Annotated in this window: 13 protein-coding genes and 1 pseudogene; 7 read left to right on the forward strand and 7 right to left on the reverse strand. The window is 68.2% G+C overall.

Annotated features, from left to right (window positions below; all coding sequences use genetic code 11):
- Positions 1–2 precede the first annotated feature (2 nt).
- Together pth and OG976_RS08085 are read left to right on the forward strand one after the other, a co-directional pair.
- Positions 3–578, forward strand: coding sequence for an aminoacyl-tRNA hydrolase (pth, locus tag OG976_RS08080; RefSeq protein WP_328360304.1), 576 nt, complete (start codon positions 3–5; stop codon positions 576–578).
- 159 nt (positions 579–737) lie between these two features.
- Positions 738–1,076: pseudogene (locus OG976_RS08085) on the forward strand (DUF6611 family protein); the annotation flags it as partial.
- Between the two features lie 35 nt (positions 1,077–1,111).
- Here the strand turns inward: OG976_RS08085 and OG976_RS08090 are convergent.
- Both OG976_RS08090 and OG976_RS08095 read right to left on the reverse strand, forming a co-directional pair.
- The gene (locus OG976_RS08090; RefSeq protein ID WP_328360306.1) at positions 1,112–1,768 is read right to left on the reverse strand and encodes a DUF998 domain-containing protein; all 657 of its coding nucleotides are present in this window, start codon (positions 1,766–1,768) and stop codon (positions 1,112–1,114) included.
- 9 nt (positions 1,769–1,777) lie between these two features.
- Complete coding sequence (locus OG976_RS08095) at positions 1,778–2,809, reverse strand: epoxyqueuosine reductase (protein ID WP_328360308.1); 1,032 nt, start codon at positions 2,807–2,809, stop codon at positions 1,778–1,780.
- A gap of 49 nt (positions 2,810–2,858) precedes the next feature.
- Here OG976_RS08095 and OG976_RS08100 point away from each other — a divergent pair, with 49 nt between their 5' ends.
- Positions 2,859–3,512 (forward strand): O-methyltransferase, encoded by a 654-nt coding sequence (locus tag OG976_RS08100; protein ID WP_328360311.1) that lies wholly within the window; start codon positions 2,859–2,861, stop codon positions 3,510–3,512.
- On the opposite strand, the gene OG976_RS08105 is transcribed toward OG976_RS08100, so the two are convergent.
- Together OG976_RS08105 and OG976_RS08110 are read right to left on the reverse strand one after the other, a co-directional pair.
- Positions 3,509–5,143: a fatty acyl-AMP ligase gene (locus OG976_RS08105; RefSeq protein WP_328360314.1), complete on the reverse strand. Its 1,635-nt coding sequence runs from the start codon at positions 5,141–5,143 to the stop codon at positions 3,509–3,511. The two genes, OG976_RS08100 and OG976_RS08105, sit on opposite strands and share 4 nt — an antisense overlap.
- 310 nt (positions 5,144–5,453) lie before the next feature.
- The gene (locus OG976_RS08110) at positions 5,454–6,407 is read right to left on the reverse strand and encodes a 4-(cytidine 5'-diphospho)-2-C-methyl-D-erythritol kinase (RefSeq protein WP_328360317.1); all 954 of its coding nucleotides are present in this window, start codon (positions 6,405–6,407) and stop codon (positions 5,454–5,456) included.
- A 67-nt stretch (positions 6,408–6,474) separates the two neighbouring features.
- Between OG976_RS08110 and OG976_RS08115 the strand changes: the two genes are divergently transcribed.
- Positions 6,475–7,284 (forward strand): serine/threonine-protein kinase, encoded by an 810-nt coding sequence (locus OG976_RS08115; RefSeq protein ID WP_328360320.1) that lies wholly within the window; start codon positions 6,475–6,477, stop codon positions 7,282–7,284.
- Here the strand turns inward: OG976_RS08115 and rsmA are convergent.
- The 3 genes from rsmA to OG976_RS08130 all read right to left on the reverse strand — a co-directional run bounded on the left by rsmA (position 7,278) and on the right by OG976_RS08130 (position 10,238).
- Positions 7,278–8,195 (reverse strand): 16S rRNA (adenine(1518)-N(6)/adenine(1519)-N(6))-dimethyltransferase RsmA, encoded by a 918-nt coding sequence (gene rsmA / locus OG976_RS08120; RefSeq protein WP_328360323.1) that lies wholly within the window; start codon positions 8,193–8,195, stop codon positions 7,278–7,280. The two genes, OG976_RS08115 and rsmA, sit on opposite strands and share 7 nt — an antisense overlap.
- On the reverse strand, positions 8,192–9,313 hold the full coding sequence (locus OG976_RS08125; protein WP_328360326.1) for a transglycosylase family protein: 1,122 nt from the start codon (positions 9,311–9,313) through the stop codon (positions 8,192–8,194). Before OG976_RS08125 ends, rsmA begins: the two co-directional genes overlap by 4 nt.
- Before the next feature lie 124 nt (positions 9,314–9,437).
- Complete coding sequence (locus OG976_RS08130) at positions 9,438–10,238, reverse strand: TatD family hydrolase (RefSeq protein WP_442930511.1); 801 nt, start codon at positions 10,236–10,238, stop codon at positions 9,438–9,440.
- Between the two features lie 62 nt (positions 10,239–10,300).
- Between OG976_RS08130 and metG the strand changes: the two genes are divergently transcribed.
- From metG to OG976_RS08145, 3 genes are read left to right on the forward strand one after another with little or no spacing between them, the layout of a single operon-like run.
- Positions 10,301–11,848 (forward strand): methionine--tRNA ligase, encoded by a 1,548-nt coding sequence (metG, locus tag OG976_RS08135; RefSeq protein ID WP_328360332.1) that lies wholly within the window; start codon positions 10,301–10,303, stop codon positions 11,846–11,848.
- Between the two features lie 49 nt (positions 11,849–11,897).
- On the forward strand, positions 11,898–13,091 hold the full coding sequence (locus OG976_RS08140) for an NAD(P)/FAD-dependent oxidoreductase (protein ID WP_328360335.1): 1,194 nt from the start codon (positions 11,898–11,900) through the stop codon (positions 13,089–13,091).
- On the forward strand, positions 13,088–13,981 hold the full coding sequence (locus OG976_RS08145; protein ID WP_328360338.1) for an RNA polymerase sigma-70 factor: 894 nt from the start codon (positions 13,088–13,090) through the stop codon (positions 13,979–13,981). Before OG976_RS08140 ends, OG976_RS08145 begins: the two co-directional genes overlap by 4 nt.
- Positions 13,982–14,000 lie beyond the last annotated feature (19 nt).

Consider the following 14,000-nt stretch of genomic DNA (forward strand, 5'->3'; position numbering starts at 1 on the left):
GCATGGCCGAGCCTCTCCTGGTCGTCGGCTTGGGCAATCCCGGACCGCAATACGCCAAGACCCGGCACAACATCGGGTTCATGGTGGCCGACCTGCTGGCCGCCCGAATGGGCGCGACGTTCAAGGTGCACAAGCGCTCCGGCGCCGAGATCGTCACCGGCCGGCTCGGCCACCGGCCCGTCGTGCTGGCCAAGCCGCGGACCTTCATGAACGAGTCCGGGCGCCAGGTCGGGCCGCTGGCCAAGTTCTACTCGGTGATGCCCACCGACCTGATCGTCATCCACGACGAGCTCGACATCGAGTTCGGCCAGATACGGCTCAAGCTCGGTGGCGGCGAGGGCGGGCACAACGGGCTGCGGTCCATCGCTACTGCGCTGGGCACCAAGAACTTTCAGCGCGTTCGGGTCGGGATCGGCCGCCCACCCGGGCGCAAGGATCCCGCGGCGTTCGTGCTGGAGAACTTCTCGGCCACCGAACGCACCGAGGTGCCGACGCTGTGCGAGCTGGCCGCCGACGCCGCCGAGCTGCTGGTCGACGTGGGCCTGGAGCCCGCGCAGAACCAGGTGCACGCCTGGTAACAGGGAGCCGTCAAAACCCGCTCCCCCGGCGTCAGGATTCCGTATAGATCACCCTCGGCGGCTGCCCGCAGGCGTAAACCTCGATAGGTGAATACTTCAGGTATTTGGGGCTCCTTCACCGTCTACCCGGCCCGCTTCGGCGTGACCCGCTACCGGCTGGTGGTGTTCCCGCCGGGTATCAGCGACGGGCAGCGACGGATCCTTCGGTTGTGGCGGGCCTGGCCGATGTGGGGTGCGGCCCTGTGGGTGGCCCTGCAGATCGGCGGCTCGCTGGCCGGTATGCCGGAGACCGCGCTGATCGGCGGCACCATGCTCGTGATCGCTTCGGGAGCAATGACATTCGTCCTCGCCGGTGATCCGCGTTGGCAGGTTCGCACCCTGTGGGCGGTGTCGATGGCCGGCTACAGCCACGACGAGGGCGACGAGCGCTACCGCACACTCAAGGCGATGGCGCGCACCCTGGATCTGGCCGACCTGGCCCTCGAGGAGGGCCGTATCTCAGCCGTCGAACACGAGGCGCGCTGGTGGCAGGTCTACGACGCCCTGGACGCCACGGTCGAGACGGCGGCGCTCGAGCCCCGCGTCAGCCACAGTCCGAGCGCAATCAATGCCGCCACCTCGAATCCAGCGATCCCCCGTTCCACAAGGCCGAGCGGGATCAGCCTCCACCACGATTGATCGGTGAGCATGCCGACCGCGATAGCGCCGAACAGCACTGCCAGCCAACCCATTCCGATCACAGCGAGCCACCTGGCGGCGCGGGCGGCGCCGCTGTGGCCACGGGCGATCAGCAGCACCGCCACCGGCAGCGCGACGAATGCGACCAGGGTCGCGACGCGGTGCACGGTGCCGGAAGTACTCGGCCCGGCGACCCAGTCGTGCTTGGGAAACGCGACCACCGCCAGCAGGCCCACCACCCACAACGTCATCAACACCGAACCGGCTGAGCGCCACCGCACCCGGCCGGCCCGGATCAGGCCCATCAGCAGGGCTGCCGACGTCGCAGCCAGCGTCAGCACCGCGACAACGAAAGCCCAACTGCCCGAGGTATAGACGTATTCGGAGATCGTCGCTCTGCGCAGCTCCCGGCCCCGGACCTGCTGCCCACCGAGGGTGCCATCGAGCGCGAGCACCGCTGCGATCGACCCGACCGCACCGGCTACCCCGATCCAGCCGAGCGCACGCACCATGCAACCAGCCTACGCACGACCCCGGATTCCGCTGTCGACAACTTTGACCGGTTTATGGGGATAGCGGCGCTCGGCGTGTTCCTTGGCCTCGGAATTCGGTAGCACGTAGAGCGTTTCGACCTTCTCCTGCAGCGGCCGCAGAACCAGGTCCATGAATCCCTTGCGGTCGTCGAGGTAGGGCTCGATGACGTCTTCACCGGCCGGGCATACCGCCAGACAGTAGGCGGCCTTGTAGTTGGCCTTGAAGGACAGGCTCTGCCACATCGACGCGTTCTCCGAATCGGTGACCCTGTTGCGGAAGTCGGCGGCGTCGTCACTGTCGGCGATCGTCTGCGCCCAGTCGGTGAAACCGCCCATGAACTCGCGATAGTTGTGCACCGAGCAGGCCACGAAGTCGAACGCACCGTCCTTCTTGATGGCACCCACCGGGCAGGCCGCCACGCACAGCTTGCACTCCAGGCACGGCGAATAGTCCAGCGGCTCACCGTAACTGCTGATCGGCGTATCGACCAGAATGGTGGCCAGCAGGACGAAGTTGCCGAACTTGGGGTGAATGACGTTGCGGTGGATGCCCATCACGCCGAGGCCGGCGGCCACCGCGACGGGTTTGTGCGCGACCACCCAGATCCGGCCCGGATAGCGGTCCATCTCCATCGGGAAGGTGGCTGAGGGGTTGAGTGCCCGGTGACCGGCATCCTCGAGCGCACGGGTGATCCGGTGGGCGGCCTCGTTGATGACCTCGCCGCTGCGATGGAACTCCTGGTTGGCCACGCTGCGCGCGACGGAGCGCACGTTGTCCCGATTCATCCGGACCACCAGGGAGATGTAGCTTCTCGTCCCCGGCAGGGCCGCCTCGACGTGCTCACGCTCGGAGGCCAGCGCGGGGTTCTCGACGCTGGCGAAGGCCACATCGTCGGCGCCGGCCTCCAGGCACAGCGCGCGCAGCCACTGCGCGTCGATGACGTGGGCCGGTTCGCTGCGCTGCCGGGCCCGGACCGCTTTCACCGTGGGGTGCTCGTCCAGACGTCGCGGGGTAGCCATGCTGGGTATAGTACACAATACTTAGCGATGTGGCGGTACGGTCGGAGCCATGAACACGCTGCGCGATCCGAAGGTGGCCTCGACCCTCGAGCGCATGTACGCCGAGTCCGCTCAGCAGCTGGCGCAGCTGCACACCCTCGACTGGCACCGGCTGAGTTCGGCGACCGCCCAGGAACGCGCCGACGCGCTGGGCGACTACTACCTTCCGGTGACACCCGAATCCGGCCAGCTGCTCTACACCCTGGTGCGCGCATCGCGGCCACAGACCGTCGTCGAGTTCGGAATGTCGTTGGGGCTGTCCACTATTCACCTCGCCGCAGCCGTGCGCGGCAACGGCGCGGGGCGCGTGATCACCTCGGAGCTCAGCGCTGCCAAGGTCACCGCGGCCACGGCAACGTTCGCCGAGGTGGGCCTGAGTGACGTGATCACCGTCGAGGAGGGCGACGCCCTGCGGACGCTGGGCGCACTCGACGGCCCGGTGAACTTCGTATTGCTCGACGGCTGGAAAGAGCTCTACCTGCCGGTGCTGCAGCTCCTCGAGCCGACGCTGAGCAGCGGGGCACTCGTCGTCGCCGACAACACCGGGATGTCCGATACGCAGCCCTACCTGGACTACGTGCGCGACCCCGCCAACGGCTTCGTCAGCGTGGCGTTCCCGGTACGCGACGGCAGCGACGCGATGGAGATCAGCTGCCGCGCCTAGGTGACCAGCGCGACCGAGTTGGCGCGACGCAGCTTGCCCGACGGGGTCTTCGGGATGGTGCCCGGACCCAGGACCACGACGTTGCGCGGCCGGACGTCGACCTCGGCGACCACCTCGTGGGCCACCTGATGCTCGATGCGGCGCACCTCGACCGGATCCTGCCAGGCGTTGGATTCCACGGCGACCGCGAAGGACTCCCGCGAATGCCCGGCATCCAGGCGGACAGCGACGGCGCAGCCGGGCCGCACACCCTCGACGCGGCCCGCGGCTCGCTCGATGTCGGTCGGGTAGATGTTGCGCCCGGCCATGATGATGACGTCCTTGACGCGACCGCACACGACGACGTGGCCGTTGTCGGTCAGGTAGCCGAGGTCACCGGCGTCGAGCCAGCCGTGCTCGTCCTGCGCGGGCACGAAGCCGCCCATCGTGATGTAGCCCGGGGTCAGCGACTCGCCGCGCAGTTCGATGATGCCGACACCGCGGGCCGGCAGCACATTGCCGTCCTCGTCGACGATGCGGGCCTCGATGCCGGTCAGCAGCGGACCGAGGGTGGCCAGCCGGCGGGTGTTGCCCTTGGTGGCGGGCACGGCGCGGCGCAGTGCGGCCAGCAGGTCGGCGTCGACCTCATCGACCACCAGACCGGCGCCGCACTCCGAGAACGACACCGCCAGGGTGGTCTCGGCCATGCCGTACGCGGGCAGGATCGCCTCGGGCTGCAGCCCGAACGGCCGGCCCGCGTCGAGCAGGTCCTCGACGTCGGCGGGCTCCACCGGCTCGGCGCCGGACAGCGCGAACCGCAGGCTGGACAGGTCGTACTCGCCAGGCTTGGCCTGCCGGCGCAACCGCTTGGCGAACAGCGCGTACGCAAAGTTCGGCGCCGCGGTCATGGTGCCCTTGTACTTGTCGATGAGCTTGGCCCACAGCAGGGTGTCCCGCAGGAAGTCCATCGGGGTGACCTTGACCAGCTCGGCCCCGAAGTACATCGGGATGGTCAGGAAGCCGACCATGCCCATGTCGTGGAAGCACGGCAGCCAGCTGACCATGACGTCGGTGTCGATGTCGTACTTGGCGCCGATGAACATCGCCTCGGCGTTGGAGTGGATGTTGCGGTGGGTGATGATGACGGCCTTGGGCGAACCCGTGGATCCCGACGTCAGCTGCATCAGCGCGACATCGTCCTCGGAGGTCTCGACCGGGTCGATCGGCTCGGCTTTCAGCAGATCCTCGACGGTGAGCACCTTGACACCGGCCTCTTCGAGGACCGGGATGGCGATCAGGAACGGGTCGGACACGATGACCGCTTTGGCCTCGATCATGGCGATGACGTTGGCGGTGTCCTTGGCCCACTGCTCCAGGTCGGTGCGCGGGGTGGGCTGGTGCAGCATGGTCAGGCTGGCGCCACGCATCCACAGGCCCTGGGCCGTCGGAGCGATCTCGACAGGCGCGCCGGCGAGCACACCGATGGCGTCCCCGAGGCCGATGTCGGCGGCGGCCAGGCCACCGGCGATGCGGCGGGCTCGCTCGTGCACCTCCCGCCAGGTGTGCCGAACCGGTTCGACGGGCTCGCCGGTGACCATCCCTTTGGAGCTGGTCATGGCGTTGTGGAACATCTTGTCGGTAAAACGGCTCACGATGACCTCCTCGGCACCCGGAGCTGGCTGTCATACGTCGCTATGCACGCCGTAAAAGCCCGGATTTTCATGCTCCACCTGGTAGAACGTGCCGCAAAGGAGGCACGCCAATACGAGTCGGGAGCTTTTCGGTCTCGAAACGGTGATGAGTCGGCGTCGCCCGGCCATCGCCCGCCCCTGATCGGGGTGGGCGATCCGCACATATGCAGTGCCGGGCCGCTAGTCATCACCGTCGATCATCTTAAACTTCCCTTAAGTTACCGCCAAGTTTTAGTTGCAATTGAGGGACGCGTCACACAACAGAAGGCGACTATGGCGACAGGCCCGGGACGACGCGCGCCCCGTGAACCGGGCCGCTGGCCACCCTGACCGTCCGGCACACCCCGGCCCCGGCCAGTTCCGTGCCCACGTCGAGGGCGGCCGCGGCCGACTCACACAGGAACGCGCACGTGGGGCCCGATCCGGACACGATGCCCGCCAGCGCCCCGGCTTCGGTGCCAGCACGCAACGTCCGGCGCAGGTCCGGGTGCAGGCTCAGCGCCGCCGGCTGCAGGTCGTTGCCCAGCAGTGGCGCCAGTTCCCGGGGGTCTCCCCCGGCCAGCGCCCCGAGCAGCGGTTCGGGGTCATCGAGGCGGGGCGGCTCGCCGCCCTCGCGCAACCGGTCGATCTCGTTGTAGACCGCGGCCGTCGACAGGCCGCCTGCGCCGAACGCCAGCACCCAGTGAAACGTGCTGCGGGCCAGCACCGTGGCCAGTTCCTCGCCGCGCCCGGTCCCCAGGGCGGTGCCGCCGTGCAGGGCGAACGGGACGTCGCTGCCCAGTTCGGCCGCCAGCGCGTGCAGGTCGCGCCGCGGCACCCCGAGCTCCCACAGCGTGTTGATGGCCACCAGCACAGCGGCGGCGTCGGCGCTGCCGCCCGCCATTCCGCCGGCCACGGGGATCGACTTGTCGATCACGATCTCGACATCCGGGGCGCGCCCGACGTGCTCGGCCATGAGTTCGGCGGCCTGCCAGGCCAGGTTGCGGTCATCGGCGGGCACCACCTCGGCGCCCTCGCCAACCGTCTGCAAGGAGAGCACGTCGGCATTGCGGACCGTCACCTCGTCGACCAGGGACACGGCATGGAAGACGGTGGTCAGCTCGTGATAGCCGTCGTCGCGGCGGTCACCGACGCCGAGAAACAGGTTCACCTTGCCGGGCACCCGCACGGTCACCGAGCCGGTCGGCACCCATTCCGGAGCGATCGAGCCGTTGGACCGAGACACCGCACGAGACTATCGCGCCGCGGGCCATTCGCCCGACGTCGTGCGAAGGCGAATCTAGGGTCGAAGGGTGGCGCAACCCGGGCAGCTGTTCGAGGGCTACCTCGTCGGGGAACTGCTCGGCCGCGGCGGGCAGGCGGCCGTGTACCGGGCCCAGGGTTCCGAAGCGGCCCATCGGGTCGTCGCACTGAAGGTTCTCGACGACCAGCACCGCGATCCCGCCAGCACTGCCCGACTGGCCCGCGAGTTCCGTATCGCGGCCAGCCTGCACCATCGGCACATCGTGCCGGTATTCACCCACGGTGCGTTCTGGATGACGATGCACTACCTCGACGGCGGCAGCGCGGCCGCTCTGCCGACGGTGCAGACCAGGCTCGAGGCCCTCGACCAGATTGCCTCGGCACTCGATCACGCCCACCATCACGGCATCGTGCACACCGACGTCAAGCCCGCCAATATCCTTGTGCACCAGGACTTTTCACAGTTCGGCGCGATGCTCATAGATTTCGGCGTGGCGCATGTCCTCGCCGAGGACGTCTGGCACCGGGCAACTCAGGTGCTCGCCTCGCTGCCGTATGCGGCACCGGAGCTGTTGCAGGGCAGGTTGCCGCAAGCCGCCACCGACGAATACGCCCTGGCCTGCACGGCGGTGGAGATGCTGACCGGTCACACCCCGTTCACCGGTGACAATGCGATGGCACTGATGGACGCACACCTGCACGTGGCGCCACCGGAGATGTCCCGTCGCGTCCCGTGGCTGTCACGGTCATTCGACCGCGTGCTGGCGCGCGCGATCGCCAAGGATCCAGACCGGCGCTACGAGTCGTGCGCGGAGATGATGCGTCACATCAGTGACGCGGTGTCCCGAAGGGCTCAGTAGACCCGGATGGGCCGTGAGGTGCTCTCGTCGGCGGTGTCGGCGGCCGGCGCGAAATCCCCGGAGCGCTGATAGAGCCGGACGAAGTCGGCGATGCCCAGCGTCTCGCCCCGGCGGGCGGGGTCGATGCTGGCGGCCAGCAGCCGTTCGGCGGACTCGTTGCCGGTGCCCGCCCACTCCAGGAAGGCGTTGCGGACGGTCTTGCGCCGCTGGGCGAACGCGATGTCGATCAGCTCGAAGACCCGCGACCGGAAGCCGTCGTCGGTCGGCCACGGCGACGTCTCGTGCCGGTCGATGCGGACCAGACCCGAGTACACCCGCGGGATCGGCCAGAACACCGTCGGCGAGACCATGCCGTAGCGGCGCACCTTGCCGAAGAACCGGACCTTGACGCTGGGCACCCCGTAGTCCTTGCCACCGGGCTCGGCGGCGAGACGCTCGGCGACCTCGGCCTGGACCATCACCATCACGGTGCGGATCGACGGGAACTCCGACAGCAGGTGCAGCAGCGCCGGCACGGCGATGTTGTACGGCAGGTTGGCCACCACCGCGGTGGGCAGTTCGTCCAGGTCAGCGCGCCGGAGGGCGAGAATGTCCTGGTTAAGGACGGTCAGCCGGTGAATCTCGCTGTGCGAGTGCTCGGCGACGGTCTTGGGCAGCCGCTGCGCGAGCACCGGATCGATCTCGATGGCACTGACCGTCGCACCGCGATCGAGCAGGGCCAGAGTCAGCGATCCCAGACCGGGGCCGACCTCGAGCACATGATCGTGCTTGTTGATACCCGAGGCGGACACGATGCGGCGCACGGTGTTGGCGTCGTGAACGAAATTCTGACCAAGCGATTTACGCGGCCGAAAGTCGAGTTCTTTGGCCAAGTTCCGGATCTCGGTACGTCCGAGAAGACGAATTGTCATGATGCTCCCCTACCGCACACCGGCCACGCTCCCCATCCTTGTCGTGCCCGAGTAACTTCAGCAATTGCTATTTGTTCTTCTCTGGTAGCCAGATCAGCTCGGCCAGCATACCTCAGACCACCGTTTCTTTCCCAGGTGTTTTGATCAAACTGCACACCGCCGTAGTACCCGTTGCCTGTGTTGATCGCCCAGTTGCCGCCGGCTTCGCACCGAGAAATCGCATCCCAAATAGCGCCATTACTTACCGGGGGAACTTCTGTTCCCGGTTTTGCTCCGATACGGACAACCGATTCACGCGCCGCCACGATAACGGTGTTGGCAACGGGCAGCCGTCCGGTTTCCACACCGTTGACCTTCGCGACAGCAAAAGTTACGTCTTGCAACCCGGGTGTTCCCGGGTCGTCGACAACCTGACGGCTCATATTCAGCGTCGGGTCTTCGATGCGCTTGGCCGGCGGCAGCAGCGGCACCTGCTGGGTCACCTTCTCGATGCGGGTCCGGGTGACCTGGATCTGCATTCCGGCGATCACCGGGGAGGACGCGGTGGGCACGACGGTGTCGGCCTGTTCCAGCGGAACGCCGGCCGCGGCCAGCAGTGCGCCGACATTCGGGGCGGCCAGGTGGACCGTGCTGATCTGCCCACCGTCGTTGATCTGCACCGTTTTTGCGCTGACCACCGGCAGGGCCATGCCTTCGAGCGGCAGGCGGCTGCCGCGCGAGGCGGCGGCCGGGGCGGTGTCGGTCATCCGCAGCTGGTCGAGCGCCTCGTCGACCGTCGACGCCGTGGTCCACACCTGCTTGGTGTCCTGGCCGTCCAGCGAGATCTGCAGCGGGCGGCTGCGACGCAGCACGATGGTCTCGGCGTCGTGGACGGCCTGGCCGGCCGCCGGGAACAGGTCGTCACGGTCGGCGACGGAGTAGCCGCTCTCCTCGACGATGTCGATCACCCGCGACTTCATGGTGGTGACTTTGGTCTGGGTGCCGTCGACCTCGAGGGTCACGGTCTTGTGGGCGGTCACCGCGAAGACTCCGGCGCCGGCCAGCGTCAGCAGCAGGGCGGCGACGACCAGGCGTAGGGCGGGTGACGGCGACTGGTGGAGCTTGGTCAACGCATTCAAGAGTTTCTGATCCCGCCTCGACAACAAACGAACAGGGGCCCAGACGAGCAGCCCCTTCGATCACAAGACGGTAACGAACGCGGCGACGAACAGGCAACTTGGCTGCCGGGGTCTCAACAAGCCCTTAGAGACCGTAGACCCGCCGCGCGGTGGCCGTGGTCTGCTCGGCGAGCAGCTCAGCAGGCCGGTCGACGACCTCGGCCAGCGCCCGCACGGTGTAGGGCAGGCAATACGGCTCGTTGGGCGCACCACGGTAGGGGTGCGGGGTCAGGAACGGCGCATCGGTTTCGACCAGCAGCTGCCCGGGCGGGATAAGCGTCGCGGCCTCCCGCAGCTCGCGCGCGTTCTTGAAGCTCACGGTTCCCGACAGGCTCAGCACCCAGCCGGCGTCGACGCAGGTTCGCGCCATCTGCGGCCCGGACGAGAAGCAATGGAAGATGACAGTCTCCGGTGCCCCCTCGGCCGCCAGTACGTCGAGCACCTCGGCATCGGCGTCGCGGTTGTGGATCATCAGCGGCTTGCCGGTGCGCTTGGCCAGGTCGATGTGCCAGGCGAACGACTCCCGCTGCACCGCGGGGTCAGCGCAGCCGTCCAGCTTGCCGGGCCAGTACAGGTCCATTCCGGTCTCGCCGATCGCGACCACCCGCTGGTGGGCGGCCAGCTGCTCCAGTTCGGCGCGGGCGGCCTCGGTCAGCGCTGCGGCCCGGGTCGGGTGCAACGCCACCGCGGCGTAGACCCTGGGGTCCCAGGTGGCGGCCTGCGCCGCCCAGCGGGCGGCGTCCAGGTCGTCGGCGATGGTCACCGCCGCGAGCACTCCGACCGATTCGGCACGGTCGAGCACCGCGCGCACGTCGTCGGCGTCGCGGGCGCCGCACGCGTCCAGGTGGGTGTGGGCATCAATGAGCGGGTTCAGCGGTGCCGGCATCGGCGGCGGCTCAGCACTCCTTCTCTGGGAACTCACCGCCAACACCTTAGGGTGAACCTCAAATGAGCGAGCCCTTCTACATCACCACGGCGATCGACTATCCCAACGGTGCGCCCCACATCGGGCACGCCTACGAGAAGATCGCGACCGACGCGATCGCACGCTTCAAGCGACTCGACGGCTTCGACGTCCGCTTCCTCACCGGCACCGACGTGCACGGCCTGAAGATGGCGGAGACCGCGGCGGCCCAGGGCATCCCCACCGCGGAGCTGGCGCGGCGCAACTCCGACGTCTTCCAGGAGATGCAGCAGCGGCTGAACATCTCCTTCGACCGGTTCATCCGGACCAGCGACGCCGATCACTACGAGGCGTCCAAGGCCATCTGGCAGCGGATGAACGAGTCCGGCGACATCTACCTGGGCAGCTACCAGGGCTGGTATTCGGTGCGCGACGAACGCTTCTTCACCGAGGACGAGACCGAGGTCCGCGACGACGGCGCGCGCTACGCGGTCGAAACCGGCACCCCGGTCACCTGGACCGAGGAGCAGACGTACTTCTTCCGGCTCTCGGCCTACACCGATCGGCTGCTGGACCTCTATAAGGCCAACCCCGACTTCATCGGGCCCGACGTCCGGCGCAACGAGGTCGTCAGCTTCGTCTCCGGCGGCCTGCGCGACCTGTCCATCTCCCGGACCACCTTCGACTGGGGGGTTCCGGTCCCCGACCATCCCGAGCACGTGATGTACGTCTGGGTGGACGCGTTGACCAACTACCTGACCGGGGTCGGTTTCCCCGACACCGACTCCGCGGCGTTCCAGCGCTACTGGCCGGCCGATCTACACGTGATCGGCAAGGACATCGTCCGGTTCCACACGGTGTACTGGCCGGCGTTCCTGATGTCGGCGGGTATCGAGCTGCCCAAGCGGGTGTTCGCCCACGGGTTCATCAACGTCAAGGGCGAGAAGATGAGCAAGTCGGTGGGCAACGTGATCGACCCGATCGCGCTGGTCGACGAGTTCGGCGTCGACCAGGTGCGCTACTTCTTCCTGCGTGAGGTGCCGTTCGGACAGGACGGCAGCTACAGCGAGGACGCCATCATCGGCAGAATCAACGCCGACCTGGCCAACGAGTTCGGCAACCTGGCGCAGCGCTCGCTGTCGATGGTCAACAAGAACCTCGGCGCGGCGGTGCCCACACCGGGTGAGTTCACCGCCGAGGACACCGAGCTGCTGGCGCTGGCCGACGGGCTGCTGGACCGGGTGCGGGCGGCGTTCGACGAGCAGCAGATGCACCTCGCGCTGGAGGCCATCTGGCTGATGCTGGGCGCGGCCAACCGGTACTTCTCCGCGCAGGAGCCCTGGGTGTTGCGCAAGTCGGAGACTGCCGCCGACCAGGGCCGGTTCCGCACCGTGCTGTACGTGACGCTGGAGGTGGTGCGGATCGCCGCGCTGCTCGTCCAGCCGGTGATGCCGTCGTCGGCGGCCACCCTGCTCGACCTGCTGGGCCAGCCGGAGTCGCAGCGGGACTTCACCGCTGTGAGGGTGCGGATCGTCCCCGAGACCGCGCTGCCCGCCCCGAGCGGGGTGTTCCCGCGCTACCAATCTGAGTGATCTGGGTCACGTAGAGTCACAGTCAGGACAGCAGGGGTGTCTTGAGGTCATGACTGAAAACAACGCACAACCGGATGCACACCAGAACACCCGCGTCGTCGTCATCGGCGGCGGATACGCCGGCGTCATCGCGGCCAACCGGCTGCGGCAGCGACCCGGCATCGACATCGCCTTGGTCAATCCCCGCCCGGAGTTCGTCGAACGAATTCGGCTGCACCAGTTGGTCGCCGGATCCGACGACGCCGTCGTCGATTACGCCGACATCCTGGGCCCCGGCATCGAACTGGTCGTCGACGCCGCCACCCGCATCGACACCGCCGCCCGCCAGGTTGAACTGTTCAGCGGCGCACCGCTGCCCTACGACTACCTGATCTACGCGGTCGGCAGCGGATCGGGCGGCCCGAAAGTGCCCGGAGCCGACGAATTCGCTTATCCCATCAGCGATCTCGAGGAGGCCAAGCGGCTGGCCGCCGCTCTGGACGAGGTGCACTACGGCGCCCCGGTCTGCGTGGTCGGGGCCGGGCCCACCGGTATCGAGACCGCCGCCGAACTCGCCGAGCAGGGCCGCACTGTCGCGCTGGTATGCGGGCCGGTGCTCGGCCCCTACCTGAGCACGCCCGGGCGCCGGTCGGTGACCAAGCGGCTGCGCAAGCTCGGCGTCGAGATCGTCGACGGGCCCGGCGCCACGGTCGGGGCCGTCGAGTCCGACGCGGTGGTGCTCGACGGCGGCAGGCGCCTGCCCAGTGCGGTGACGATCTGGACGGCTGGCTTCGGCGTCCCGGATCTGGCCACGCGGTCGGGTCTGCGCACCGACGCGATCGGCCGACTGCTCTCCGACGAGACGCTGACGAGCATCGACGACGCGCGGATCGTGGCCGCCGGCGACTGCGCCGCGCCCAGCGGTGAGCCGCTGCGGATGAGCTGCCAGGCCGCGCTGCCGCTGGGCGCCCAGGCCGCCAACACCGTGCTGGCCCGCATCGCCGGGGAGCCGCCGGCAGCGATCCGGCAGGCGTTCACCGGGCAGTGCATCAGCCTGGGACGCGGCGCGGGCACCATCCAGATCGCCCGCCCCGACGACACCGCACTGCCGCTGTACATCGGTGGCTGGACCGCTGCGAAGATCAAGGAAGCGATCTGCAACGCCACCGTCAGTGGGCTGCGCCGGGAGGCCCGCAAGCCCGGGTCCTACGTCTGGATCAAGGGTGGCGGGCGGACGGCCGCCGAAGCCGCGCCGGTTCGATGAGCACCGCCGACGAGCACGCCGAGCGGTTCACGGTACTGCGGCCGCTGCTGTTCACCATCGCCTACGAGATCCTGGGTTCGGCGACCGAGGCCGACGACGTGCTGCAGGACGGCTACCTGCGCTGGGCCGGCGTGGATCTGGCCGAGGTGCGCGACACCAAGGCCTATCTGGCCCAGCTGGTCACCCGGCAGGCCCTGAACACGCTGCGCAGCCAGGCCCGCAGGCGTGAGGACTATGTGGGGCCGTGGCTGCCCGAGCCGCTGCTGCTCGACGACACCGATGCGTCCTCGGACGTGGTGCTCGCCGAGTCGGTGTCGATGGCGATGCTGGTGGTGCTCGAGACACTGAGCCCCGACGAGCGCGCGGTGTTCGTGCTGCGCGAGGTGTTCGGCTTCAGCCACGACGACATCGCTTCTGCGGTAGGCAAATCCACGGCTGCAGTACGCCAGATGGCGCACCGCGCCCGCGAGCACGTGCACTCCCGGCGCAAGCGCTTCGAGCCCGTCGACTCCGGAAAGTCCGAGCAGATCACCACCGCGTTCCTGGTCGCGGCTGCCACCGGCGATCTCGACGGACTCATCGCGATGCTGGCCCCGGATGTGGTGTTCACCTCCGACAGCGACGGCAAGGTCAGTGCGGCACGGCGGCCGGTGCTGGGCGCCGAGAAGGTCGCCAGGCTGCTGATCGGCCTGATGAGCCGAGCCGGGTCGGAGTACCGGGTGCAGATCGCGTCGTACAACAGCGCGCCGGCGGCGATCGTCTACTACAACGACCGCCCGGACAGTGTGTTCATGATCGAGGTGATCGACGGCAAGATCACCAACTTCTACGCGATGCGCAACCCGGAGAAGTTGGCATCAGTGACCGTCCCCCGCGAGATCAGCCGGTAGCCGCGCGACTTTGCGTCTG

It is taken from the genome of Mycobacterium sp. NBC_00419, assembly GCF_036023875.1.
Classification (GTDB): Bacteria; Actinomycetota; Actinomycetes; order Mycobacteriales; family Mycobacteriaceae; genus Mycobacterium.

Coding starts and splice junctions, on each gene's coding strand:
- pth (WP_328360304.1), top strand. CDS start 3: ATGGCCGAGCCTCTCCTGGTCGTCGGCTTGGGCAATCCCGGACCGCAA.
- OG976_RS08090 (WP_328360306.1), bottom strand. CDS start 1,768: ATGGTGCGTGCGCTCGGCTGGATCGGGGTAGCCGGTGCGGTCGGGTCG.
- OG976_RS08095 (WP_328360308.1), bottom strand. CDS start 2,809: ATGGCTACCCCGCGACGTCTGGACGAGCACCCCACGGTGAAAGCGGTC.
- OG976_RS08100 (WP_328360311.1), top strand. CDS start 2,859: ATGAACACGCTGCGCGATCCGAAGGTGGCCTCGACCCTCGAGCGCATG.
- rsmA (WP_328360323.1), bottom strand. CDS start 8,195: ATGACAATTCGTCTTCTCGGACGTACCGAGATCCGGAACTTGGCCAAA.
- OG976_RS08130 (WP_442930511.1), bottom strand. CDS start 10,238: ATGCCGGCACCGCTGAACCCGCTCATTGATGCCCACACCCACCTGGAC.
- metG (WP_328360332.1), top strand. CDS start 10,301: ATGAGCGAGCCCTTCTACATCACCACGGCGATCGACTATCCCAACGGT.
- OG976_RS08140 (WP_328360335.1), top strand. CDS start 11,898: ATGACTGAAAACAACGCACAACCGGATGCACACCAGAACACCCGCGTC.
- OG976_RS08145 (WP_328360338.1), top strand. CDS start 13,088: ATGAGCACCGCCGACGAGCACGCCGAGCGGTTCACGGTACTGCGGCCG.